The organism is Arthrobacter sp. OV608 (assembly GCA_900110595.1).
Taxonomy (GTDB): Bacteria; Actinomycetota; Actinomycetes; order Actinomycetales; family Micrococcaceae; genus Arthrobacter.
In genome coordinates, this window is the sequence record FOEZ01000009.1 from 38603 (window position 1) to 63835 (window position 25233).

The 25233-nt window shown below is 66.2% G+C and carries 21 protein-coding genes; 15 read left to right on the forward strand and 6 right to left on the reverse strand.

All coding sequences use genetic code 11. The annotated features are described in order from the left end of the window. Positions 1 to 39: 39 nt before the first annotated feature. Together sepH and BMX78_RS13200 are read right to left on the reverse strand one after the other, a co-directional pair. Positions 40 to 1413, reverse strand: coding sequence for a septation protein SepH (gene sepH / locus BMX78_RS13195; RefSeq protein ID WP_091420069.1), 1374 nt, complete (start codon positions 1411 to 1413; stop codon positions 40 to 42). A gap of 265 nt (positions 1414 to 1678) precedes the next feature. Further along, positions 1679 to 2167: a DUF3093 domain-containing protein gene (locus BMX78_RS13200; protein ID WP_091420071.1), complete on the reverse strand. Its 489-nt coding sequence runs from the start codon at positions 2165 to 2167 to the stop codon at positions 1679 to 1681. Positions 2168 to 2342: 175 nt separating this feature from the next. Between BMX78_RS13200 and dut the strand changes: the two genes are divergently transcribed. From dut to BMX78_RS13220, 4 genes are all read left to right on the forward strand, one after another. After that, positions 2343 to 2882 (forward strand): dUTP diphosphatase, encoded by a 540-nt coding sequence (gene dut / locus BMX78_RS13205; RefSeq protein ID WP_091420073.1) that lies wholly within the window; start codon positions 2343 to 2345, stop codon positions 2880 to 2882. 117 nt (positions 2883 to 2999) lie between these two features. Further along, on the forward strand, positions 3000 to 3728 hold the full coding sequence (locus BMX78_RS13210; protein ID WP_091420075.1) for a DUF3710 domain-containing protein: 729 nt from the start codon (positions 3000 to 3002) through the stop codon (positions 3726 to 3728). Next, entirely contained in the window at positions 3721 to 4083 is a 363-nt protein-coding gene (locus BMX78_RS13215; protein ID WP_091420077.1) for a hypothetical protein, read from the forward strand. The genes BMX78_RS13210 and BMX78_RS13215 overlap by 8 nt, the downstream gene beginning before the upstream one ends. Further along, positions 4080 to 4892, forward strand: coding sequence for a DUF3159 domain-containing protein (locus BMX78_RS13220; protein WP_091420078.1), 813 nt, complete (start codon positions 4080 to 4082; stop codon positions 4890 to 4892). The genes BMX78_RS13215 and BMX78_RS13220 overlap by 4 nt, the downstream gene beginning before the upstream one ends. 13 nt (positions 4893 to 4905) lie before the next feature. On the opposite strand, the gene BMX78_RS13225 is transcribed toward BMX78_RS13220, so the two are convergent. Next, on the reverse strand, positions 4906 to 5649 hold the full coding sequence (locus BMX78_RS13225) for a potassium channel family protein (protein ID WP_091420080.1): 744 nt from the start codon (positions 5647 to 5649) through the stop codon (positions 4906 to 4908). Next, a complete protein-coding gene (locus BMX78_RS13230) occupies positions 5646 to 6320 on the reverse strand; it encodes a potassium channel family protein (RefSeq protein WP_091420082.1) in 675 nt (224 codons plus the stop codon). Before BMX78_RS13230 ends, BMX78_RS13225 begins: the two co-directional genes overlap by 4 nt. Before the next feature lie 121 nt (positions 6321 to 6441). On the opposite strand from BMX78_RS13230, the gene BMX78_RS13235 reads away from it, so the two are divergent. The 11 genes from BMX78_RS13235 (at position 6442) to BMX78_RS13285 (ending at position 21366) form a co-directional block, all read left to right on the forward strand. Beyond that, positions 6442 to 8418: an APC family permease gene (locus BMX78_RS13235; protein WP_286138943.1), complete on the forward strand. Its 1977-nt coding sequence runs from the start codon at positions 6442 to 6444 to the stop codon at positions 8416 to 8418. Then, on the forward strand, positions 8415 to 9794 hold the full coding sequence (locus BMX78_RS13240) for a class I SAM-dependent RNA methyltransferase (RefSeq protein WP_091420083.1): 1380 nt from the start codon (positions 8415 to 8417) through the stop codon (positions 9792 to 9794). Before BMX78_RS13235 ends, BMX78_RS13240 begins: the two co-directional genes overlap by 4 nt. Before the next feature lie 166 nt (positions 9795 to 9960). Next, positions 9961 to 12786, forward strand: coding sequence for an aconitate hydratase (locus tag BMX78_RS13245; protein ID WP_091420085.1), 2826 nt, complete (start codon positions 9961 to 9963; stop codon positions 12784 to 12786). Between the two features lie 141 nt (positions 12787 to 12927). Next, entirely contained in the window at positions 12928 to 14901 is a 1974-nt protein-coding gene (gene dxs, locus BMX78_RS13250; RefSeq protein ID WP_091420087.1) for a 1-deoxy-D-xylulose-5-phosphate synthase, read from the forward strand. Further along, positions 14898 to 15515 carry a DUF402 domain-containing protein gene (locus tag BMX78_RS13255; RefSeq protein ID WP_091420089.1) on the forward strand — a complete coding sequence of 206 codons (618 nt, stop codon included), beginning with the start codon at positions 14898 to 14900 and terminating at the stop codon, positions 15513 to 15515. The genes dxs and BMX78_RS13255 overlap by 4 nt, the downstream gene beginning before the upstream one ends. Then, a complete protein-coding gene (locus BMX78_RS13260) occupies positions 15512 to 16072 on the forward strand; it encodes a hypothetical protein (protein WP_091420090.1) in 561 nt (186 codons plus the stop codon). Before BMX78_RS13255 ends, BMX78_RS13260 begins: the two co-directional genes overlap by 4 nt. A gap of 8 nt (positions 16073 to 16080) precedes the next feature. Further along, positions 16081 to 17058 (forward strand): aldo/keto reductase, encoded by a 978-nt coding sequence (locus tag BMX78_RS13265; RefSeq protein WP_091420092.1) that lies wholly within the window; start codon positions 16081 to 16083, stop codon positions 17056 to 17058. Positions 17059 to 17067: 9 nt separating this feature from the next. Further along, on the forward strand, positions 17068 to 18093 hold the full coding sequence (locus BMX78_RS13270; RefSeq protein WP_091420094.1) for a nucleoside hydrolase: 1026 nt from the start codon (positions 17068 to 17070) through the stop codon (positions 18091 to 18093). A 146-nt stretch (positions 18094 to 18239) separates the two neighbouring features. Next, positions 18240 to 19058 (forward strand): glycosyl transferase family 9, encoded by an 819-nt coding sequence (locus BMX78_RS13275; protein WP_091420096.1) that lies wholly within the window; start codon positions 18240 to 18242, stop codon positions 19056 to 19058. 10 nt (positions 19059 to 19068) lie between these two features. Then, complete coding sequence (locus tag BMX78_RS13280) at positions 19069 to 19806, forward strand: energy-coupling factor transporter transmembrane component T (RefSeq protein WP_091420097.1); 738 nt, start codon at positions 19069 to 19071, stop codon at positions 19804 to 19806. Further along, a complete protein-coding gene (locus tag BMX78_RS13285) occupies positions 19807 to 21366 on the forward strand; it encodes an ABC transporter ATP-binding protein (RefSeq protein WP_091420099.1) in 1560 nt (519 codons plus the stop codon). It abuts the gene before it with no gap. A 119-nt stretch (positions 21367 to 21485) separates the two neighbouring features. On the opposite strand, the gene BMX78_RS13290 is transcribed toward BMX78_RS13285, so the two are convergent. Next, positions 21486 to 23666 (reverse strand): 3-hydroxyacyl-CoA dehydrogenase NAD-binding domain-containing protein, encoded by a 2181-nt coding sequence (locus tag BMX78_RS13290; protein WP_091420101.1) that lies wholly within the window; start codon positions 23664 to 23666, stop codon positions 21486 to 21488. After that, positions 23663 to 24970 (reverse strand): thiolase family protein, encoded by a 1308-nt coding sequence (locus tag BMX78_RS13295; RefSeq protein WP_091420102.1) that lies wholly within the window; start codon positions 24968 to 24970, stop codon positions 23663 to 23665. The genes BMX78_RS13290 and BMX78_RS13295 overlap by 4 nt, the downstream gene beginning before the upstream one ends. Positions 24971 to 25233: the final 263 nt, after the last annotated feature.

Here is a 25233-nt window from a genome sequence, read left to right on the forward strand (position 1 = left end):
GACCCCGGCGCCTACGCTGGGTGCCCGGCCTCTGACCGCCTACTCACTGCGCGTGCCGAACACAATCTCGTCCCAGGACGGAACGCTCGAACGCTTTGGCCTGCCCGGCTGGCGCTCGGGTGCGCCGGTTTCCGGGAGCTGGCCGGTAACGGGGGAGCTGTCGTCGGGCCGGGGAGCCGGACGCCGCGGGTTGTTGCCCAGCAACTCGTTCAGGCCAGCGCCACTGGAGGGATTGACGCTTTCGGAAGAAGCTGTGACGCTCCCGCCAGCCTCACTGCTGCCTTCGTCCCCGGAAACCTGCCCCTGAGTGCCGCCCGAGGGCCGCTGGGGCGACGCGACAATAGTGATCTCGCGGGTTTGGGTGCTGACGCCGTCGTGCAGTTTGAGGGCATCTTCCATCGCCTCCCGGTGCGGAGGTATGAGGCTGAGCCGCGACAACATGGACGGCCTGGCATCCCGTCGCCGGGTGAAGGAGTTGGCCTGGGCGGCTGGAGTTTCGGGGTTTTCCTCCGGCGACTCGTCGGCATGCTCCTCAGCCTCGGGAATGACCTCCGACGGCCTGGGGTGGGCGGCGGGGACGCCATGGGTCAGCAGCAGCGCCAGGGCGTCGTCCGAATCCTCGTCCACACCCAGCCGCTGGCCCCGGCGGGACCGCAGCATGTCCAAAAGTCCATCCGATTCCTTGCCGTCGGGTTGTCCCTCGGCGCCCGGTGACGGGCGGGTGGAATCGGCGTCGGTTTCAAAGTCGAAGGGGCGGTCGGTGACGGCAGAGAGCCTTCGGGCCGGAACGGGCCCGTCCAGGGGCTCGAGCTCGCTGAGCTGCTGGGCCCAACGGTTGGCATTGTGCAGCGACTTCCGGGTAGGACTGAATGTCCAAAGTGCCGGTGGTTCTTCGCCGATCCCGGCTTTTCCACCGGTGTTTGCCTCGAAACTGGCCGACACTGTCCACGTGCCATCCTGGCGCCGCCAGGAATCCCACTCCACGGAGGAGGGGTCGATGCCGTGGGCAGAAAGCCTGTGGGCGACCATGTCATCCAAGGTGGCCGGATTGTCGCCGAACGCGGACCGGTAGATGTCGTGGCCGGGCGAAGGGGAAGCCACTTCCACCTTGCGGGCCTGCTGGGCCACGTACTCGCGTTCCGCCAGTACGGGTCCCTCGTAGCGTTCCACTTTTGCCAGCGGCAGGCCGGAGAGCTCGGCCACGTCCGCAGCGGTGGCGCCGGCCCGGATACGGGCCTGGATGTCCCTCGGGGACAGGGGAATGGCGGGCCGCTCGGCAGCAGGCCTGGGAGCAGGCCTGCTTGCGGTCCTCAGCGCTTCATCGATCGGCAGCTGGAACATCTCGCCGCCGGCCCCGCTCAACAGGAGATGCGTCCCGTCGTCGTGTACGCCTACAAGCCGTAGATCCTGCATACAAATCCTCCACCCTGGCATTACTATCAACCGAAACTCTGCCACCCGGTGAACCGGTTTTGGGTCAAGGGGCAGGGCGCGCCGCAATATTCCGGCTCCCCGCTGTGCCGGGGAGCTGCAACTGGCAAAGCCGCTGGTCTTCCATACGGACTCCAACACGACGGCTGCAGCCTTGGAATGTGTTGGGCAGCAAGCGCAGGCAGTACGACGACGGGACTGGCACCTGCAGTCGGCGTCACTTATGTGCCAGGGCAGGCAGTCCGGGTCACCTGCGTGCCAAGGCCGCCGTCAGTTTGTCCGGATGCCGTGAGGAGGTCAGCCAATACGGCGTCTGGTCCGACGGATCCGTGATCTGGATCTTGACCACGGGGTCAATCCAGCCCCGGATGCACAGGTAGGCCAATCCGTTGAGCCGGGTTCCGCGTTCTGCCGTGGCCTCCTCTTTCCGGAACGGCTCCACTGCACCCACAAAACGCCGTTCAATGGTGGCCCGGCCCACGGTCAGCGAATCGTCAGTCACCACAATGGACGGGGTGGACAGGACCAGGAGGATGGCGATGATTGCGAAGAGCACCGCTGCGGCCGTGTATCCCGCCGTCATGCTGATGGGTGCGAACACCAGGATGCCGGCCCCCGCCACACCGGCCGAGATGATCCAGATCCACACGTTGGGCCACAGCTTCTCCCGATAGATCACCGGCGCCCCTGGGGAAGGTATCTCGGGCACGGGCGCAGGGGAGATTGATTCGGGCATAAGCCAAGCTTTCCATTTTTGCCCGGCTATTTCACCTTGGCTCAACCCGGCTGTTTCCCTTGCAGGCAACCCTTCCCTCACCGGTACCCCGTGAGGAGCGAAACCCCCGCCGGTACCCCGCTCCCGGCCGGTGGACCTAGGACTGATTTGGGGGCGCGGGTTAGAGTGAGTGACTGTGACTGATCATCCCGCCACAGTAGACACGTTCCCTGACGAAGCCGCCGCAGCCGGGTCCGCGGTTCCGGCCGCCCTCGGCGTTCCCACCCTGCAGGTCCAGCTGAAGATGCTCGACCCGGAGCTTGAGGCGCCGTCCTATGCCCACCCGGGCGACGCCGGTGCGGACCTCCGTGCACGCGAGGATGTTGTCCTGAAGCCGGGGGAGCGGAAACTTGTCCCCACGGGCGTGGCCATCGCCCTCCCCGACGGCTTCGTTGCGTTGATCCACCCCCGCTCGGGCCTTGCCACCAAACACGGCCTCACCATCGTGAACGCTCCGGGAACGGTGGATGCGGGCTACCGCGGTGAAATCTCCGTCACCCTGCTGAACACCGATGCGACGCAAAGCATCGAGCTGCGCCGCGGCGATAGAATTGCCCAGATGGTCATTCAGCGTGTTGAGTACGCGCAGTTCGTCGCTGTCGACGAATTGAGCGGGTCCGTGCGTGGCTCGGGAGGATTCGGTTCCACGGGCGGCTTCAACGTGCCAGGCGCCTGAACCTTTTTCTTCCCCCCAGCCGTTCCCAGGTCAGGAATGTTTCCTGCCGGACGGCCATAAAGCACCACGGCGGGACCCCCACGGGCCAGCCCGGCAACCAACTAAGGAGACACCCAAATGGTCTTTGGGCTCGGCAGGAAAGCCAAGAAGGAACAAGCAGCCGAACCGGATGAACTGTTGCCTGCCGCGGAGACCGCGCAGGAGGCGAAGGACAGTTCCGGACAACGTGCGGACGGCCCTTTCGATGAGTCAGAAATCAGCAGCCGTGACGGCTACGTTGACCTGGGCGCGCTCCTGATCACCCCCAGTGAAGGGCTCCAGCTCCGGCTCGAGGTGGAAGAAGCGACGCAGCGCGTCGTCGCGGTCACCATGGACCTGAACGGTTCCAGCCTCCAGCTCCAGGCGTTCGCTGCCCCCAAGAGCGAGGGCCTCTGGGACGAGATCCGGGAACAAATCGGCCAGTCCGTCGGTGTCCAGGGCGGCCAGGTGGAGGAGATCGACGGTCCCTTCGGAACCGAGCTCGTGGCAAAACTGCCCGCAGGCCTGCCGGACGGGAGCCAGGGCTACCGGGTGGCGCGCTTCATTGGCGTGGACGGCCCCCGCTGGTTCCTGCGCGGCGTCCTGGGCGGTGCCGCAGCACTGGAACGGCCCGCGGCGGAACCCCTCGAAGCACTGTTCCGGCAGGTAGTGGTGATCCGGGGAGACAACCCGATGCCGCCGCGCGATCTGCTGCAGCTGCGCCTGCCCAAGGACGCTACCCCGACGCCGCCGCCAGGTGCGGCAGCACGTCCGGAAACATCACTGCAGGAACCTGAACGTGGTCCTGAAATCACCCAGATTGGCTGATATCGCATCAGGTGGAGCCCCGCTTGGCGACAGCGGAGATGTTCCCCTCAGCCAGTTGCCGGTCAAGGGACGCGTTGTGTGCCGCGGGTGGATCGAATCGGTCACCTACGTTCCAACCGACCGGACCGCGGAGTTCAGCGCCATGGTCTCCGACACCGATGCCCGCCACCGCACCGCCGGCGCCGCTGCAGGACAGCCCGCCAGGCTGCGCGTGGTATGGCTGGGACGGCGGCGGGTACCCGGTATCGACGCCGGCACCGAGGTGCGGCTGGAAGGAATGCTCTCGGCGGTGCAGGGCCTGCCCACGATGTTCAACCCACGCTACGAAATACTGTCCCGCCAGGAGAATGAATGACCGCGCCCAATCCAGACCCTTCCACTGGACCTGGACCCGACGGCCAGCAGGCCAGCCAGGCAAAACCGGAAGAGGGGCGGATCCCTGGCGAGGGAGAGACGCCGTCGCCGATGGCAGGACTTGCTGCCGAATACGCCGCGAAGGCGGGGCTGCACCGCACCCATGACGGACGGGTGGACGTACTGCGCAGCGCCGGCGGAGTCCAGGGTATAGCCGAAAGTATCCTGCCGGGCCTGGTGTTCCTCGTGGCGTACACCATCAGCCGGGACCTCGCTGTTTCACTCGTGGCCGCCTTGGCCGCTGCCGCGGCGTTCACTGTGGTCCGGCTGGTGCAGCGGCGCCCCCTGACGCAGGCATTGGCAGGTGTGGTGGGCGTGGGCATTTCCGCCTGGCTGGCGAACACCACCGGCAAGGCTGAGGACTTCTACCTGCCGGGCTTTTTCACCAACGCGGCCTACATCGTGGCCATGGTGATCTCGATCCTGGTCAAGTGGCCGGTGGCCGGGCTGCTGTTCGGGTTCATCCGCAACGAGGGCCTGGACTGGCGCAAGGAGCCCGCGCGGCTCAAGGCTTACCGGCTCGGCACCTGGATCATTGTTGCCGTCCTGGTGCTCCGGCTTGTGGTCCAGGTACCGCTCTATCTCCTGGGGCCGGAAGGACTGGCCGCCCTCGCCACTACCAGGCTCATTATGGGCGCTCCGCTGTACATCCTGGGCATCTGGGTGGCCTGGCTCATCACCAGGCCGGCTCCGGTAAGCGACGGCGCAGATGACGGCGCAGCCCCAACGGACGCAACAGCCCGCGACTAGCTGTCGAACAGAACTAGCCGTCGAACCCGTCATCCTCCGGGCTCTGCTGCTCTGCGTGGCCCGTGCCGGCGTCAACCCGCGGCCGCGGCGGTTCCGAGGAATCGGGGGAGAGCAGGGCACGCAGCTCGTCCTCCGCGGCAATGGTGGTGACAAAGAACAGTTCGTCGCCACCGTCAATAACGTCGTCGCGGCTCGGCGTAATCGGTGCGTGGTCCCGCAGGATGGCCACCAGGGTGGAGTCCTCGGGCCACTGGATGTCGCCCACCGTACTGCCGATAACGTGGGAGTCGTGCGGAACGGTGAACTCCACCAGTGAGGACACACCGGTCTGGAGCGTCAGCAGCCGGACGAGGTCGCCAATCTCCACAGCTTCCTCCACCAGCGCCGTCATCAGCTGGGGCGTGTTAACGGCAACATCCACGCCCCATGAATCGTTGAACATCCAGTCGTTCTTGGGATTGTTCACCCGGCCCACTGTGCGGCCAACACCAAATTCTGTTTTCGCCAGCAGGGACACCACCAGGTTGACTTTGTCATCACCGGTGGCCGACACCACAACGTCAGCGTCCTCCACCTTGGCGCCCTGCAGCGTACTCAGCTCACAGGCGTCACCCACCAGCCAGTGCGCGCCGCGGAGCCCGCTGCGCCCAATGACCTCAGGCTTGAGGTCGATCAGCAGGATTTCGTGCTTGTGCGCCAGGAGTTCCCGGGCGATGGACGACCCGACACTGCCGGCACCCACAATCACAACTTTCACTGGTACTCCTTGGCGGGTGCTTTGGCGAGGATCTGGGCGACCTGGGCGCTGCGGTCAACCTGCAGCATGGCGTGGACGGTGTCGCCGTCCTGGTAGGCAGTACCGGCGTCGGGAAGCAATCCTTCGCCGAAACGGGTGAGGTACGCGATCCGGACGGCGGCCGCCTTTTCGATGCTGCTGATCCGGTGGCCGATCCAGCCGGCGTCGAGATCCAGTTCGGCCAGCACCAGGCGTCCCGAAGGCTCCCGGAAATCGCCGGCAAGGTGCTGTTCGGGAAGGATGCGCCGCAGCACCTGGTCTGCGCTCCAGCGGACCGCCGCCACGGTGGGGATTCCCAGGCGCTGGTAGATTTCGGCCCGACCGGGATCGTAGATCCTGGCGACAACATGGGGGACATGGAACGTTTCCCTGGCCACCCGGGTGGCAAGGATGTTGGAATTGTCACCGCTGGAGACTGCGGCGAAGGCGTACGCTTCGGCGACGCCGGCCTGCTTGAGGGTGTCCCGGTCGAACCCCACTCCGGTGACCTTGCGGCCCGTGAAGCCCTGGCGGAGCCTGCGGAAAGCGCGGTCGTCCTGGTCGATGATGGCCACGGAATGCCCGGCGTCTTCAAGGGTGTGCGCCAGCGTGGCCCCCACCCGGCCACATCCCATGATCACGAAATGCGCCACCAGTATCTCCTCTTGTTTCTTTCCGGTTCGTCCTGCCGCTAGAACTCTACCGTCAGGGCCCGGAATGCCGCTGTTCACCGGCCGTCATGACACAGCCCGGGAATCAGACTAGCTTTGTGGGGTGCTGACAATATTCAACGCGGTCAAGCGCGTGCTGGTGGGACGGCCGTTCCGGAACGACCGGATGGCCCACACCCTGCTTCCGAAAAAGATCGCACTTCCGATTTTCGCGTCGGACGCGCTGTCCTCGGTGGCCTACGCGCCGGACGAAATCCTGCTGACCCTGGCCCTGGCCGGCGTCAGCGCCGTGGCGTTCTCGCCGTGGGTTGGTTTGGCCGTGATGGTGGTGCTGCTGACGGTGGTGGCCTCATACCGGCAGAATGTCCACGCGTACCCTTCCGGCGGCGGCGACTACGAGATCGCCAACGAGAACCTGGGCAAGTTCGCCGGCCTCACGGTGGCGTCCGCCCTGCTGGTGGATTACGTGCTGACCGTCGCGGTGTCCATGTCCTCGGCGGCCGCATACCTGACGACGGCAATCCCGTCCCTGCACGGCCGGCAGGCCGTGATTGCCACGATTGGCGTCGTCATCCTCGCCCTGGTCAACCTGCGCGGCATCAAGGAAGCCGGCAGCGTGTTCGCGGTTCCCACCTACATCTTTATGGCATCCATCTTTGGCATGACCGCTGTAGGCATTTTCCAGGCCGCCACCGGTCAACTGGGCGAAGCACCGTCCGCCGCCTTCACCATTCTCCCCGCGGCGGGCTTCGACGAAGGCCTGGTGGGCCTGGCGGGCGCCTTCCTCCTGCTGCGCGCCTTCTCTTCCGGGGCCGCGGCACTCACCGGAGTGGAGGCCATCAGCAACGGCGTCCCCAACTTCAAAGTCCCCAAGAGCAAAAACGCCGCCACCACGCTTCTGCTGCTGGGCGTTATCGGCGCAGCCATGCTGGCGGGCATCATCTACCTGGCCAACGCCACCAAGGTCCACATTGTGCTGGACCCGGCCAGGGAGTTCCTGCTCAACGGAAACCCGTTGCCCGAGGACTACATCCAGAACCCGGCCATCAGCCAGATCGCACAGACTATCTTTGGCCCCGGCTCCATCCCTTTCTACATCGTGGTGGCCGCCACCGGCGTCATCCTGGTTTTCGCCTCCAACACCGCCTTCAACGGCTTCCCTGTCCTGGGCTCCATCCTCGCCCAGGACGGTTACCTTCCGCGCCAGCTCCGCACCAGGGGCGACCGGCTCGCCTTCAGCAACGGCGTCCTGGCCCTCGCCGCGGGCGCCCTGGTGCTGATCATCGCGTTCAACGCCGATGTCACAAAACTCATCCAGCTCTACATTGTGGGCGTCTTTATCTCCTTCACCGCCAGCCAGCTGGGTATGATCCGGCACTGGGGCAGGGAACTGAAACTGGCCAAGGACAAGGCTTTGCGGCGCCGGATGGCCAAGTCCCGGGCCATCAACACCGTGGGCTTCGGCATGACCGCCCTGGTGCTGGTGATTGTGCTCATTACCAAGTTCGAGCAGGGCGCCTGGATCGCGCTGCTCGCCATGTTCGTCCTCTTCCTGATCATGTGGAGCATCCGGGCGCACTATGACAATGTGGCCAGGGAACTGGCAGTGGACGCGGATTCCTCACCGCGTGCGCTGCCCACCCGCGTCCATGCCGTCCTGCTGGTGTCCCACGTCCGCAAGCCCGTCCTCCGGGCCCTGGCTTACGCACGCGCTTCCCGGCCATCAAGGCTGGACGCCATCACCGTGGACATCGATCCCGAGGAAACCGCGCACACGGTGGCTGACTGGGAGAAGCTGGACATTCCGGTGCCGCTGACGGTGCTGGCCAGCCCCTACCGGGAGACCGTCACGCCCATCATGGAGTACGTCAAGCAGATGCGGCGGGATTCACCCCGGGACCTCGTGGTGGTGTACATCCCCGAGTACGTGGTGGGTAAGTGGTGGGAGCAACTGGTCCATAACCAGACTGCCCTGCGCATCAAGACCCGGCTGCATTTTGAGCCCGGCGTGATGGTGGCCAGCGTTCCGTGGCAGCTCAAATCATCCGAAGAAGCGAAGAACCTGCAGGACGTGCAATGACCGCAAAGACACAAACCCAGCCGGCACCCACCGGAGAAACCGGCACCGAAGTAGTGCTCGACGTCGGGCCCGTTGCCCACGGCGGCCACTGCGTGGCCCGGCACGAGGGCCGCGTCATATTTGTCCGCCACGCCATCCCCGGCGAGAAGGTGCGGGCCAGGCTCACCGACGCCGACGAAAAGGCCAAGTTCTGGCGGGCTGACGTGGTGGACGTCCTCGAAGCCTCGCCGGACCGGGTGGACCATTTCTGGCACCCGGCCGATTCACGCCGCGCCTGGGGGCACGGCCACCCGCCGGTGGGCGGAGCCGAGTTCGGCCACATCGCACTGGCCCGCCAGCGCAGCCTCAAGGCAGATGTGCTCACCGAACAGCTCAAGCGGCTCGCAGGCGTCGAGCAGTTGCCGGACAGCTGGGCAGGAACGTCCGTGGAGGCAGTGGGGGAGGCGTCCGACGGCGGCAGCGGCCTCGGGTGGCGGACCAGGGCGAGCTTCTCGGTCACCCCCGGCGGCAAACTGGGCATGCACGCCCACCGGTCCGGCGAGATCATCCCCGTGCGTGAGATGCCGCTGGCCATCGATGCCATTAATGACCTGCGCCTGTGGGACATCGACCTGCAGGGCGTGGACCGGGTGGAGGTGGCTGCGCCGGCCAACGGCTCGCGCCCGCTGGTACTGCTGGCCCCGGCGGAAGGCACCAAGCCGAAACGGCTCAACGCCATCGCCGCCCAACTGCCCGACGACGTATCCGTGGCTGCTTTTGATCCCCTGACAGAGGCCGTTGAGCGGGTGCGTGGACGGCAGTGGGTACAGGAATCAGCGGCCGGCCACGACTACCGGGTGACCGGCGCCGGGTTCTGGCAGATCCACCGCGACGCGCCCGGGACACTTGTGGGGGCTGTCACAGAATTCCTTCAGGGCGGCGGCTTCCTGCATCCCGGCGCCGTCGTGGCGGACCTGTACGCCGGAGCGGGCCTTTTCACGGCGGTCCTTGCCGATGCAGTGGGTGAAACCGGTTCCGTCCTGTCCGTTGAAGGCGCCCCGGGCACCAGCCGGGATGCACGAAAGAACCTGCACGCAGCGCCGCACGTGGAGATCATCCAGGGCCGGGTGGAGCGTGTCCTGCGCCAGAAACCGCGGGATTTCGATGCCCTGGTCCTTGACCCGCCCCGGGCAGGCGCCGGGAAAGCTGTGGTGGGGCAGCTTGTTGCCTCGCACCCGCGCGCCATTGCCTATGTGTCCTGCGACCCGGCGTCGTTCGCCCGTGACGTGGGGTACTTCCGGCAGTCCGGCTGGGAGCTCTCGGCCCTGCGGGCCTTCGACCTCTACCCCCACACCCACCACCTCGAGACGGTGGCTTTGCTCACTCCGGTTCCCTGATGCCCTAACGTATTTCGACTACTATGGCGGTAGTAGTCCCACGTCGCGCTCCGTAATCACGGCCGGCCGTGTGCAATTTTCGGGCCTTGAACATAATTAGGGCGTCCTAACTAGCAGGCGGTCAACCGCGCGACAAAGATGAAACTGTTGCGAGAGGAGTCCTGCGATGAGCACTGTGGACAGCTTCGGTTCAAAAGGCAAACTTAATGTAGCCGGAACCGAGTATGAAATTTTCCGGTTGAACTCCGTTGAAGGTGCAGAAAACCTTCCGTTCAGCCTCAAAGTATTGCTTGAAAACCTGTTGAGGACCGAGGACGGCGCGAACATCACTGCCGATCACGTCCGCGCCTTGGCAGGCTGGGATCCCAACGCCCAGCCTGATACAGAAATCCAGTTCACGCCGGCCCGCGTGATCATGCAGGACTTCACCGGCGTTCCCTGCGTGGTTGACCTGGCGACGATGCGTGAAGCGGTCAAGGAACTGGGCGGCGACCCCAAGCGGGTGAACCCGCTGGCACCGGCCGAAATGGTCATTGACCACTCGGTCCAGATCGATGCCTTCGGCAACTCCGGCGCACTGGAGCGCAACATGGAGATCGAATACCAGCGCAACGGGGAGCGTTACCAGTTCCTGCGCTGGGGCCAGACGGCGTTTGACGACTTCAAGGTTGTCCCCCCGGGAACCGGCATCGTGCACCAGGTCAACATCGAGTACCTGGCCCGCACCGTGATGACCCGCGAAGTTGACGGCGTGGTACGCGCCTACCCCGACACCTGCGTCGGTACCGACTCGCACACCACCATGGTCAACGGCCTGGGCGTGCTCGGCTGGGGCGTCGGCGGCATCGAAGCCGAGGCGGCCATGCTCGGCCAGCCCGTTTCCATGCTGATCCCGCGTGTTGTGGGATTCAAGCTCAGCGGCAGCATCCCTGCCGGCGCCACGGCAACCGACGTGGTGCTGACCATCACCGAAATGCTGCGCAAGCACGGCGTGGTGGGCAAGTTCGTGGAGTTCTACGGCGAAGGCGTCGCGGCTGTGCCGCTGGCCAACCGCGCCACCATCGGCAACATGAGCCCGGAATTCGGTTCCACGGCAGCCATGTTCCCGATCGACGACGTCACCCTGGACTACCTGCGCCTCACCGGCCGCTCCGAGCAGAACGTTGCGCTCGTTGAGTCCTACGCCAAGGAACAGGGCCTCTGGCACGACGCGTCCCGCGAGATCAAGTTCTCCGAGTACCTGGAGTTGGACCTGTCCACGGTTGTTCCGTCGATCGCCGGCCCCAAGCGCCCGCAGGACCGCATCGAGCTGACCGAGGCCAAGGACGAGTTCCGCCACGACCTGAAGAACTACGTCTCGCACGATGCCGACGCCGGTACCTTGGACGAATCGCTCGAGGAGACCTTCCCGGCCTCTGACTCGCCCTCCTTCACCAGCGGCGCAACCCACGTCTCCGACACTGACCGCGAGCCCCCGAAGTACTCGGCAGGGCACGGGGGAGCGGGCCGCATCACCAAGCCGGTGCCCGTGAAGATGGCTGACGGCCGCGAATTCGAACTGGACCACGGTGCAGTCACCATCGCCTCCATCACCTCCTGCACCAACACGTCCAACCCCTCGGTCATGCTGGCCGCCGCGGTCCTGGCACGCAACGCCGTGGACAAGGGCCTCACGTCCAAGCCGTGGGTCAAGACGTCCGTCGCACCCGGCTCCAAGGTGGTCACCGACTACTACGAGAAGTCCGGCCTGACCCCCTACCTGGAGAAGCTCGGCTTCTACATCGTGGGCTACGGCTGCGCCACCTGCATCGGCAACTCCGGTCCGCTGGAAACCGAAGTCTCGGAGGCCATCCAGGCCAACGACCTCGCCGTCGCAGCCGTCCTGTCGGGCAACCGCAACTTCGAAGGCCGCATCAACCCGGACGTCAAGATGAACTACCTGGCCTCCCCGCCGCTGGTCATCGCCTACGCCCTGGCCGGTTCCATGGACTTCGATTTCGAAACCGACGCCCTGGGCCAGGACCAGGCCGGCAACGATGTCTTCCTGAAGGACATCTGGCCCAACCCGGTTGAGGTCCAGCAGGTCATCGATTCCTCGATCGACAAGGAAATGTTCGCCAAGGGCTACGAGGGCGTCTTCGACGGCGACGACCGCTGGAAGGCACTCGACACCCCCGCCGGTGACACCTTCGCCTGGGATCCGAACTCCACCTACGTCCGGAAGCCCCCGTACTTCGAGGGCATGAAGGCGCAGCCGGAGCCGGTCAAGGACATCTCGGGTGCACGCGTGCTCCTGAAGCTGGGCGACTCGGTCACCACCGACCACATCTCCCCGGCCGGTTCCTTCAAGTCCGACACCCCCGCCGGACAGTACCTCCTGGCCAACGGCGTGGAGCGCAAGGACTTCAACTCCTACGGTTCCCGCCGCGGCAACCACGAAGTGATGATCCGCGGAACGTTCGCGAACATCCGCATCAAGAACCAGATCCTGGACGGCGTCGAAGGTGGCTTCACCCGCGACTTCACCCAGGAAGGCGGTCCGCAGGCCTACGTCTACGACGCTGCGCAGAACTACCAGGCAGCCGGCACCCCGCTGGTGGTCCTGGCCGGCAAGGAATACGGTTCCGGCTCATCCCGTGACTGGGCTGCCAAGGGTACCGCCCTGCTGGGTGTCAAGGCTGTCATCGCCGAGAGCTACGAGCGTATCCACCGCTCCAACCTGATCGGCATGGGCGTCCTGCCGCTGCAGTTCCCGGCGGGCGAATCAGCCGCAACCCTGGGCCTGAGCGGCACGGAAACGTTCTCCGTTGAAGGCGTCACCGCCCTGAACGAGGGCACCACGCCGAAGACCCTGAAGGTCACCGCCACCGCCGAAGACGGATCCGCAAAGTCCTTCGACGCCGTGCTGCGCATCGATACCCCCGGTGAAGCGGACTACTACCGCAACGGCGGCATCCTGCAGTACGTCCTGCGCCAGATCTCCGCAAACTAGCGGGTTCTGTCCATCAGGCAGCACCTCCCGAAGCCCCGGCCGGTCACCGACCAGCCGGGGCTTCGGCTTTGCATGTGAGCTTTCCATTTGAGCCGAGGCGTTAGAGTTAAGCGGCACGTCTACCACCCGAAGGAGGGGTCATTGGGAATCTTGGACACCATCCGGAATCCGCAGGACCTGAACGAGTTGTCCGAAGAACAGCTGAACCAGCTGGCTTCGGAGATCAGGGATTTCCTGATCACTAACGTCTCCCAAACGGGCGGCCACCTCGGACCAAACCTCGGCGTAGTGGAACTCACGCTGGCCGTGCACCGCATCTTCGACTCGCCGCGTGACAGCATCGTTTTTGACACCGGGCACCAGTCCTACGTCCACAAACTCCTGACCGGGCGCCAGGACTTCAGCACCCTCCGCCAGGAAGGCGGCCTCTCCGGCTACCCCTCCCGCGCCGAGTCCGACCACGACATCGTGGAAAGCTCCCACGCCTCCTCATCATTGTCCTGGGCAGACGGGATTTCCCGGGCCCGCCAACTGACAGGTGAAGGCCACCGGCACGTCGTTGCCGTAGTGGGCGACGGCGCCCTGACCGGCGGCATGGCCTGGGAAGCCATCAACAACATCGCAGCGGACAAGCGGCGCCGCGTGGTCATCGTGGTTAACGACAATGGCAGGTCCTACGCCCCCACCGTTGGCGGCTTCGCCGACTACCTCGCCTCCCTGCGCCCCACCATCGATTCCTTCCGCGCCACCCCCGCCTACGAGCGCGCGCTGGACTGGTGGAAGAAGAAGCTGCAAAACGGCGGACCCGCAGGCCAGTTCACCTATAAAAGCCTGCATGCCATGAAGAAGGGCATCAAGGACTGGTGGGCCCCACAGGGCATGTTCGAGGACCTCGGCATGAAATACATCGGTCCCGTGGACGGCCACAACCTCCAGGCCATGGAGCACGCCCTGTCCACGGCCAAGAACTACGCCGGACCGGTCATTGTCCATGCCATGACCGAAAAGGGACACGGGTACGCACCGGCCCGGGCCCACGAGGCGGACCAGTTCCACGCCGTGGGCATCATCGACCCCGAAACCGGCGAGCCCACCGGCACCGCCGGCGCCAAATCCTGGACCTCCGTCTTCGCTGACGAAATCGCCGCCATCGCCGATGAGCGCAAAGACGTTGTGGGTATTACCGGCGCCATGCTCATCCCCGTAGGCCTGCACAAGTTCGCCGCCCGGCACCCCGAACGGGTCATCGACGTCGGCATTGCCGAACAGCATGCCCTCACCTCCGCGGCCGGCATGGCCTTCGGCGGGCTGCACCCTGTGGTCGCCGTCTACGCCACCTTCCTGAACCGCGCCTTCGACCAGCTCCTGATGGACGTAGCCCTGCACAAGGCAGGGGTCACCATCGTGCTGGACCGCGCCGGCGTCACCGGCCCGGACGGTGCCAGCCACCACGGCATGTGGGACATGTCCATGGTCCAGATCGTCCCCGGCCTGCACCTGGCCGCACCCCGCGACGCCAGCAGGCTGCGCGAGGAACTCCGTGAAGCCGTAGCCATCAGCGACGCCCCCACGGTGGTCCGTTTCTCCAAGGGGTCAGTCGGTGCCGAGGTGGAGGCGCTCGAACGCCTCAGCGATGGCGTGGACGTCCTCTCCCGGCGCCCCTCCGGCTCCACCGAGAACGACGTACTGATCATCTCCGTGGGCGCCATGTCGGAGCTGGCGCTGGATGTTTCCAACCGTCTGGGCGCGCAGGGCATCAGCACCACCGTGGTGGACCCTCGCTGGGTCCTTCCGGTCCCGCGGTCCATCATCGCGCTGGCATCGCACCACCGCCTGGTGATCTGCATCGAGGACGGTGTCCGCGCCGGTGGCGTAGGCTCCCGCATCCGCCAGGAAATGCGCGCAGCCGGTGTGGACACGGCCCTGAACGAGGTGGGCCTGCCGGTCGAGTTCCTCGACCACGGCACCCGCAACCAGGTCCTGGAACGCGTAGGCCTCACGGCCCAACAGATTACGCACGACGTCGTAGCCCAGGTCCTGGGAACAAAGGTTCCCTTTGCGCGTCCCCTGCCGGGCCAGCAGCATCCCACCACCGGCAGCCTTCCGATCCTGTGAGGGGAGAGGACCTACTGAAGTATCCGGGCGTTGTGGGGGAGCCGGCAGGAGAACGGCATCCCGGGCCCGCACGTGAACCACAAGGGCTTGAACCGGGCCACCTGGTGGTGGCGCGCAACCGCAAATGGGACGGCAAAGCGCACTGGGTGGTACCCGGGCGCTACCTGGGCGAGGACCGGCACGGCTGGTGGATCTTCCAGGGAACCAACGAATTCTGCTCCCGTCCCGGTGCCGCGTTCTACACAAAGTCAGACGCGGTCCTCCTGATACCCCGCGAGGGCGACTGGGTGGCCACGTTCTACGACGACGCCCATCCCGGCGGTGTGCGGATCTACATCGACCTGGCCGTGGCGCATGAATGGAACCCCATCCGTCCCACCGTCACGGAATTCCATGTCATCGACATGGACCTGGACGTGGTGCGGACAGCGGACCGGGGCGTGTTCATCGACGACGAGGACGAGTTCGCCGAACACCGCGTGGCCATGGACTACCCGGCAGCCCTGGTGGAATCCCTCGAGGCCTCCGCCGGACAGCTTTACCAGGCCGTGAAGGCGGAGCAGGCACCCTTCGACGGCACCGACGTTGAATGGTTTACAAAGGGACGGTTATGAGCGGAATTGTCAGGGTCTATAAGCGCGACGACGAGGGCACGCTGCACTTCCGGGAAGCCTGGTTCGACGAGGACTACGAGCAGTTCGTCATGAACTACGGCGTGGTGGGCCACCAGAGCAAAACCGAGGAAACCGACGTGCCGGATGCTGCGGCCGCCGAAGGACTCCTGGACGCTTTTGCGGTCCAGTGCGCCGAGGACGGCTACGCCGAAATCCCGGAGGACGAGCAGTACTGGGTAGTGGCCCAGTTCGCCCTCAAAACCAGGGAAGGCACCGATCGGGACCGCTACCTGGAGGAAAAGGCCAAGGACGCCCTGATCAGCCACCTCGCCTGGCGGGGGCTCGGCACGGTGGAACGCTCCGAATTCACCGACTTCAAGCTCAATATTTTCTGCCTCTGCCCCGAGGTCAACAAAGCCGTCAACGCCATCAAAGTCTGTGCGCGGAACGAGGACCTGGACTTCACCAAGCTCAGCATCGGCGCAGCCCCGCACAGCGATCCAGAAAACTTCAAGCTCAAGCATTCAGCTAAGCCCGCCAACACCTTCAGCCTTTAGGAGTTTCCGTGACCACCTACCGCCGCGTTGGAAAGTCCGGCCTGACCGTTTCCACGGTTGGACTGGGCTGCAACAACCTTGGCCGGCCCAACACCCCGACGGAGTCCCAAGAGGCCACCGACGCCGTGGTCAACGCGGCCGTGGATGCCGGAATCACCCTGTTCGACGTCGCCGATACCTACGGCAGGGAACCCGGACTCAGCGAAACGATGCTCGGTAAAGCGCTCGGCGCCCGGCGGGCCGACGTCGTCGTTGCCACAAAGTTTGGCATGGACATGAAAGGCGCCAGCGGCCCGGACTTCGGCGCCCGCGGCTCCCGCCGCTACATCCTCCAGGCCGTGGAAGCCTCGCTCCGCCGGCTGGGCACCGAATGGATCGACCTGTACCAGTTCCATACGCCGGACCCGCTGACCCCCATTGATGAAACCCTGTCCGCCCTGGACACCCTGGTCACCAGCGGCAAGGTCCGCTACATCGGCCACTCCAACAGGGCTGGATGGCAGATAGCGCAGGCGGAGTACGTTGCCCGCGAATTAGGAGGTGCGCGTTTCATCTCCACCCAGAACCACTACAACCTCCTGGACCGGCGGGCTGAGCTGGAAGTCACCCCGGCCGCCGAGGAGTTGGGCCTGGGCGTCCTGCCCTACTTCCCGCTGGCCAACGGCCTGCTGACCGGCAAATACGCCCCGGGCCATGCGCCGGAGGGCTCGCGGCTCAGCCACACCCGCAAGAACATGGTCCACGACGCCGACTGGGACCAGCTGGGCAGGTTCAGCAGCTTCGCCAAAGAACGGGGCCTGAGCGAAATCCAGGTCGCCTTCTCCTGGCTGGCAGCCCAGCCGTCCGTTGCCAGCGTCATCGCCGGGGCCACCCGCCCGGAACAGGTCCAGCAGAACGCAGAAGCGGCGGACTGGATGCCTTCCGAAGAGGACCTCGCGGAGCTGGACAGCATCTTCCCGGCCGCGCCCAAGGTGGCGCTCTTCTAGGGCACGGGCATGACCGCCTTCCTGCTGGACGTGGACACGGGCATCGACGACGCCCTTGCCCTCACCTACCTTGCCGCCCTGCCGGACACTGAGTTCGTGTCCGTCACCGCCACGCCCGGAAACGTGGACGCGGACCAGGTGGCGCGCAACACCCTGGCACTCCTGGAGCTGTGCGGACGCCCGGGGGTGGAAGTGGCCATCGGCGCCCGCGGGCCGCTTTCCATACCCCTGCTGACCACCCCCGAAACCCACGGCCCGCAAGGCATCGGATACGCCGTCCTTCCGGAACCCGCAGGCGCTGTCTCAGCGCGGAACGCTGTGGACCTCTGGGTGGAGCACGCCCGCGCCCGGCCCGGGGAGCTCACCGCCCTGATCACGGCACCGCTGACCAACTTCGCGCTGGCGCTGCGGAAGGAACCACGGCTGCCCGAGCTGCTGGCGAAGGTGGTCATTATGGGCGGAAGCTTCTACTACCAGGGCAATACCACTCCTACCGCCGAGTGGAACACGCACGTGGACCCGCACGCCGCCAAGGAGGTCTATGCCGCCTTCCAGGGCCGGCCGCTGGAAAAGCTCCCCATCGTCTGCTCCCTGGACACCACAGAGCGGATGGAACTGCACCCGGAGCATGTCCGGCTCTTGGCGGAGGCTGCCGGCGCCGAAGTTCCCGAACTGGTACTTCCCGAACAGACGGAGGGCCTTCGCAGCACCTCGGACAACACCCTGGTGCGGCATTTGTCCGATGCCCTGCGGTTCTACTTCGAATTCCACCGCCACTATGACCAGGGCTATATCGCCCACGTCCACGACTACTTCGCCGCAGGTGTCGCCGCGGGCACCCTGGACTTCGAATCCCGTCCCGCCACGGTGGATGTGGAGACTGTTTCAACGATGCTGATGGGCACCACCGTGGCGGACTTCCGCGGCCTCTGGGGAGTACCGCCGAATGCCCGCGTTGTGTCCACAAACCATCCGGAAGCTGCCTTCCGGGAGCTGGTGTCCGCCGTCGGAAGCCTGGCACGGCGCCTGGGTTGAGACGGCGCGGTTGGGGGAGCACCGCGGTAGAATTGTCCGCGGACCGGACAGGCGCTGACTGCCTGCCGGCTGCTGCGAGGTGACATAAGCAGCGTTCCATCCGGCCCGGCTTCCCGGGCCGTCCGTGCGCACCCTGAAGGAACTCCATGTCATCGCACTCCCTGACGTTGCCGTCCACCTCACCGGCCGCCGCCCGCAAACGCCGACTCCTTGAAATCCTCGGCGCCCTGGCCATCGCCGGCACCTACATCTACCTGGTCCTCAACCAGCCCGCAGACATTACCGGCGGACCCGGTAGCGCCTCCGCCCTGATCGCCCTGTCAGGGTTCCTGGCCGGCGCCATCCTGCTCATCGTGGCTGTCCTGCCTGCCCTGCCGACGTCCACCCTGGTGCTGATTCCCGTGGCACTGGTGCTCAATATCGTCCTGGGCCAGTTCGTGGGCAGCACCCTGGTGCCGTTCTATCTCGATGCGATCGGGACCGTCCTGGTGGCAGTCCTCGCCGGCCCCGGCGCCGGTGCGGCAACCGGGGCGTTGAGCAGCATCGTCTGGTCCTTCTTCAACCCCACCGTGCTGCCGTTCGCTGCCGGGGCGGCCCTGATCGGCTGCCTTGCCGGCCTTGCCGCCCGCTACGGCCTCTTCCGCCGCTTCTACCTGGCGCCCGTGGCGGGATTCGTTACGGGCATCATCGGCGGCGTGGTATCGGCCCCGGTGGCCGCCTTCGTCTTCGGCGGCACCTCCGGTGTGGCCACGGGTGCGATCGTCAGCGCCTTCCGCTCCATGGGGGACAGCCTCCTCGCGGCCATCACCAAGCAGGCCCTGATCTCCGATCCCATGGACAAAGCCATCGTGTTCACGGCCGTGGCTGTGCTTATCTACGCCCTGCCCCGCCGCGCGAGCCTGCAGTTCCCGTTTGTCCGGCGGCACCGCGTGCTGGCCGGCAAGGCGCCGGAACAGGGGGCCTGAGCGCCTCCTGATGCGATTACATCCGCTGACCTCCCTGGCGGCCGCCGGCAGTACGGCAGTAATTACGACGGCGGCAGCCTACCTTCCGCTGTCGCTCGCCGTGATCGCGGCGGCAGCGGGCCTCGCGGCCTGGGCCGGTACGTTCCGCAGACTCCTGCCCGCGGCGGCCGCCATCCTGGTGCCGCTGTGCTTGTCATTGCTGGTGCTGCATGGACTGTTTTTCCCGGAAGGCATTACTGTGCTGGGCGAGTGGGGACCGGCGCGCGTAACCTCCGAGGGGCTCTCCTTCGCAGTCCAGCGGGCGGCCCAGCTTTCCGCCGCGGTCCTGGCCCTGCTGGTGTTCTCCTTCAGCGTGAGTGTTCCGGACCTGGTCGCGGCGTTATCGGCCAAAGGCGTGCACGGGCGGTTTGCCTTCGTGCTGGCCTCCACCCTCACCCTGCTGCCCGCTATCACCTCCCGGCTGGAGCGCATCCGCCAGGCCCAGGAAGCACGGGGGCTGGTGATCCGGCGCGGCATCCTGGCACGGGCTGCGGCGTTCCGGCTGCAGGCAGTACCCCTCGTGTCCGTCCTGGTGGAGGACGCTGCAACCCGCGCCGCAGCCCTTGACGCCCGCGGTTTCGGCAGCACCGGCCCCCGGACCAGCTATCGTGAGGTGCCGGACCGGCCGTGGGAGCAGATGCTCCGGATTGTCCTGCTGCTGGCAGCCGCAGCAGCCGTGGCCGCCCGTCTATTGCAGGCGGGCACCTAGGTGGAATCCAATACGGTCCTGGGTGCCGGCATCAGGAGCTTCGCTTTCCATGAGGACGACGCACCGGTCCTCCGCGACGTGCACCTCTCCTTCGAACCCGGGACTTTGACGGCAATCCTGGGGCCGTCCGGCAGCGGCAAAACGACCCTTGGCCGGCTCCTGGCAGGCTGGCTTCCGCCAGGACCCGGGGGACGGCTGCAAGGGTGCCTGTCGCTTTCCGGAACCACGCTGCAGTTCCAGGGCGCGGCAGATGATCCGCGGATCAATCCGGCACAGTGGGGCCGGCGGGTGGGTTTCGTCCCGCAGGACGCCTCTGCCATCCTGTCCACGGTCCGGGCCATCGTCGCCGAAGAACTGGCGTTCGGCCTGGAAAATGCCGGCACGGACCGGCCGGCCATGAAGGCCGCGGTGGAACGAACGGCGGTTCTGCTTGGCCTTCGCGGGCTGCTGGACCGCCACCCGGACACACTGTCCGGCGGGCAGCTGCGCCGCCTCGCCATCGGGTGTGCCGTCATCGCTGAACCCGACGTGCTCATCATGGATGAGCCCTTCGCCTCCCTGGATGCAGCCGGGACGGATGAACTGACACACCTGCTGGGCCCTCTCCTCAGGCGGGGGACCGCCGTTGTGATACTCAGCCAGGCCGTGGAGGAGACGCTGCTCGCTGCGGAACGGTGGATGGTGCTGGACGGCGGCACGCTGACGGCCAGCGGGACCCCTGCCGAACTCTGCGCCTCGCCCGGACTCCTGCCGGCAGGCATCCGTCGGGCCCGCATCAACCGGCTTGGGACTCACCGGGATTTCAGGGCGAAGCTCAAGCCGAAGCCTTCGCACCCAGCGCAGGCTTCGGCGCCCGTCCTGGAGCTCCGCGACGTTGCCTTCGGGTACACAGACAAGGCGGCAAAAGGCAGGAAGGCCCGGGCAGCCACTGGCGGGTCAGCTGGGGACGGACCACAACAGGTGCTCCGCGGCGTCGACCTCGAGCTCATGCCCGGCGAGATCGTTGCCGTCACCGGACCGAACGGGGCGGGGAAATCCACCTTCCTGCGCCACCTCAACGGGTTGCTGCGGCCCACTTCCGGCACTGTCCTGGTGCACGGCGAGGACATTTCCCGCCGGCCCGTGGGCGAGGTGGCGGCAGCTGTGGGCCTGCTGTTCCAGCACCCGCGCCACCAGTTGTTTGAACGGACAGCCGCCCGGGAGGTGCGGTTCGGCCTGGACCGGCGGTTCGGCGGCAGTGAAGCGGCGGCCCGAACCGGGGCTGCGCTGGCTGATGTGGGGTTGTCGGCGCACGAAGATGCCCACCCCGCAGAGCTGCCGGCCTCCCGGCAGCGGCTCCTGGCATTGGCAACAGTCCTCGCCCGGAGGCCGGCGGTCCTGGCCCTGGACGAGCCCACGGTCGCCCTGGACGGGGACGGGCTCAGCCTGCTGGACGCAGCGGTGAGGAACGCAGCAGCGGCGGGCGCCGCCGTCGTCCTGGTCACCCACGATGTGCCCTACGCGCGCTCGGTGGCGGACCGCCTGTTAACGCTCGACGGCGGGCGGCTGGCACCGCTCTGACCCGGCCGGGGATGAGGGGCAACAAACACAAAGGGCCTGTCATACACAAGGGCTCCGTCCGGAGGAACCGGACGGAGCCCTTGTGCGATGCTTCAGCTGAGGCGCTGGCCTCTAGCGCTTTACACGTTCGCCGGGTTGTCCGCTGCCTTGCGGGAGGCCACTCCTGGCGGGAGGAAGCGCTTGCCGTTCACCCGTTCCGAGGCTCCCACCCGGTCAAGATAGGGGGTGATGCCGCCCAGGAACAGCGGCCAGCCGGCCCCGAGGATCATGCAGAGGTCGATGTCTTCGGGCCCCGCTACCACGCCTTCGGCCAGCATCAGCCCGATCTCCTCGGCGAGGGCGTCCTGTGTGCGGCGCAACACCTCGTCGCCAGTGGATGGGTTGGTGCCAAAGGACAGCAGCGACAGCGTGGAGTCAGGGATCACCTGGCCGCCGTCAGGCCCGGGACCCCACAGGCCCTTGACGCCGTTGTCGATGAGTTTTTGCAGGTTGGCGGACACTGTGAAGCGGTCGCCGAAGGCCGCATGCAGCGACTCCTGGACGTGCTGCGCCACGGGAAGGCCAACCATCGCGCCGAGGGTAAACGGAGTCATGGGCAGGCCCATGGGGCGGAGGGCGTTGTCCGCCACCTCGGCGGGAGTGCCTTCATCGAAGGCCGCGGTCACCTCGCCCATCAGCCGCAGCAGGATGCGGTTCGCTACAAACGCGGCGGCGTCCTTGACCAGCACCCCGGTCTTTTTCAGGGCCTTGGCCAGCTCAAAGGCGGTGGCCAGCACGGCGTCATCGGTCCCCGGGGCCCGGACGATTTCCAGCAGCGGCATCACGGCCACGGGGTTGAAGAAGTGGAAGCCCACCAGCCGTTCGGGATGCTGAAGGTCCTCGGCCATGGCCGTTACAGACAGTGACGAGGTGTTGGTGGCCAGGATGCACTCCGGAGTAATGATCCGCTCCAGTTCGGCGAACACCTGCTTTTTGACGTTCAGCTCTTCGAAGACCGCTTCGATCACAAAGTCCGCGTCGGCGAAAACATCCTTCGAAACGGAACCGGTCACCAGCGCCTTGGTGCGGTTGGCGGCGTCCTGGCTGATGCGCTGCTTGGCCAGCAGCTTGTCCACTTCGGCGTGGACGTAGCCCACGCCTTTGTCCACCCTGGCCTGGTCAATGTCCGTCATCACCACGGGAACTTTCAGTTGGCGTGCGAACACCAGCGCGAGCTGGCTTGCCATCAGGCCCGCGCCCACCACCCCTACTTTGGTCACCGGGCGCGCCAGCTTGCGGTCCGGGGCGCCGGCCGGACGCTTGGAGCGCTTCTGGACCAGGTCCAGGAAGGCATACACGGTGGCGCGGAATTCGTCGGTCTGCATAAGTTCCGCGAGCGTCTCGCACTCAAGTGCAGCGGACTCGGCCTGGGTCATGGTCCGGTTAGCTTCCAGGATGTCCAGGACCTTGCCGGGGGCGGGGGCCGCATTGGACGTCTTCGCTTCCACCAGTGCCCGGCCGGCAGCCACCGCTGCGGACCAGCGCGCGGCCGTTTCCGGATCAGCGGGATCGACGGCGTTGGGACGTTTTGCCGCCACCTCACCGGAGATGACCTTCCCGGCCCAGGCCAGGGACTGCTCGAGGAAATCCGCGGGTTCGAACATGGCGTCGGCGATACCGAGTGCGAAGGCCTGGGGGCCGTTGAGCGTCCGGTTGCTGCTGAGCGCGTTCTCGATCATGACCTTGACCGCGTTCTCCGGGCCGATGAGGCGCGGCAGGAGGTACACGCCACCCCAGCCGGGAACCAGGCCAAGATAGGCCTCCGGCAGGGCCAGCGCACCCGCGCCGGTGGACACAGTGCGGTAGGTGGACTGCAGGGCGACCTCAAGGCCGCCGCCCAGGGCTGCGCCGTTGATGAATGCGAAGCTGGGAACGCCGAGGTTGGCGAGTGTGCCGTACACGTCGTGGCCCAGCTGGGCCATCCAGAGTCCGTGCTCGCGCTCTTCCAGGTTCTTGACGGCGGAGAGGTCCGCTCCGGCCACCAGGAAGTAGGGCTTACCGGTCACGCCCACACCGACGATCTCGCCGCGGCCGGCCCGCTCCCGGAGCTCCTCAAGCACCGTGCCCAGCTCCACCAGGGTGTTCGGCCCCAGGGTGGTGGGCTTGGTGTGGTCCAGGCCGTTGTCCAGCGTGATGAGGGCGAAGGTGCCGGGGCTGGGCTTGCCGGCCGGTGCCGGGAGCTCGATATCCCGGACGTAGGAGTGCGTCACGGTCTCGTTGGGGAACAGATCGGCAAGCTTGGTGAAATCTTCGGCGCTCATGCGGCTCCTTCGGAAACGGTTTCGGTGTTGAGGGTCCGGGCTTCGGACGGCCCCGGCAGGGTTCCGCTGTAATCGGCGTGGTGCGGGTTCTCCCAGATCACTGTGGCTCCCATCCCCAACCCTACGCACATGGTGGTGATGCCGTACCGCACGGAGTGATCCTCCTCAAACTGGCGGGCCAGCTGATTCATCAGGCGCACGCCGGAGGATGCGAGGGGATGGCCCACCGCGATGGCACCGCCGTAGCGGTTGACGCGGGAGTCGTCGTCGGCAATGCCGAAGTGCTCGAGGAAGCTCAGCGCCTGGACGGCAAAGGCTTCATTGATTTCGAACAGGCCGATCTCGTTGATGGACAGGCCGGCGTTTTTCAGCGCCTTTTCGGTGGCGGGGACGGGGCCGATGCCCATCACTTCAGGCTCGACTCCCGCATAGGCATAGCTGACCAGCCGCATCCGGACCGGCAGTCCCAGTTCGGCGGCCGCATCGGCGGAAGCCAGGATGGCGGCGGTGGCGCCGTCATTCAGTCCCGCGGCATTCCCTGCGGTGACCCGCCCGTGCGGACGGAACGGGGTTCGGAGCGCCGCGAGGTCTTCCACAGTGGTGCCCGGCCGTGGCGGTTCATCAAAGGTGTTGAGGGACCAACCCTGGCCCGGCTTCAGGGTTGCCACCGGAATCAGGTCCGGCTGGATGCGGCCGTTGCGGCGGGCTGCATCAAATTTGCTTTGTGACGCCACTGCATAGGCGTCGGTCCGGTCTTTGGTGATGGAAGGGAACCGGTCATGGAGGTTCTCTGCGGTGTTGCCCATGTTCAGCGCTGCCGGGTCCACCAGCCGTTCGGACATGAACCGGGGATTGGGGTCGGCGCCCGAGCCCATCGGATGGTTGCCCATGTGCTCCACACCCCCGGCGATGACCACGTCGTAGGCGCCGAAGCCGATGCCGCCGGCGGTGGCGGTGACGGCGGTCATGGCGCCCGCGCACATCCGGTCGACGGCAAAGCCGGGCACGGTCCTGGGAAGTCCCGCCAGCAGGGCTGCGGTCCGGCCCAGCGTCAGGCCCTGGTCGCCGGTCTGGGTGGTGGCGGCGATGGCCACTTCGTCAACGCGTTCCGGCGGGAGCGACGGGTTCCGCCGCAGCAGTTCCCGGATGCATTTCACTATCAGGTCGTCCGCCCGGGTTCCGGCGTAGATGCCTTTTTCTCCCGCCCGGCCAAAGGGGGTGCGGAGGCCGTCGACAAAAACGACGTCCCGGACAGTGCGCGCGGGTGCGCCGCTGCGCTCTCCGCTGTTGCTGACTGTGCTCACGTGTAACTCCTCATCGAGACATGGGCGCCGGTGCGCGCCGGTTGACGGCGGCAGCCCAGCGGCAATGTTCTCGATGTTACTCGCCAGTAACATCGAGAGGCAAGGCCCTCACGGGGGACGCTCTCTCACTTAACGCGGGAAAAACCCAAACGCTCCATCACTTACCGCTGGAAAAACCCAAACGCTCCATCACTTACCGCTGGAAAAACCGGAACGCTCCATCACTCTCTTCAGGAGAGTGATAGAGCGTTCCGGTTTAAGGC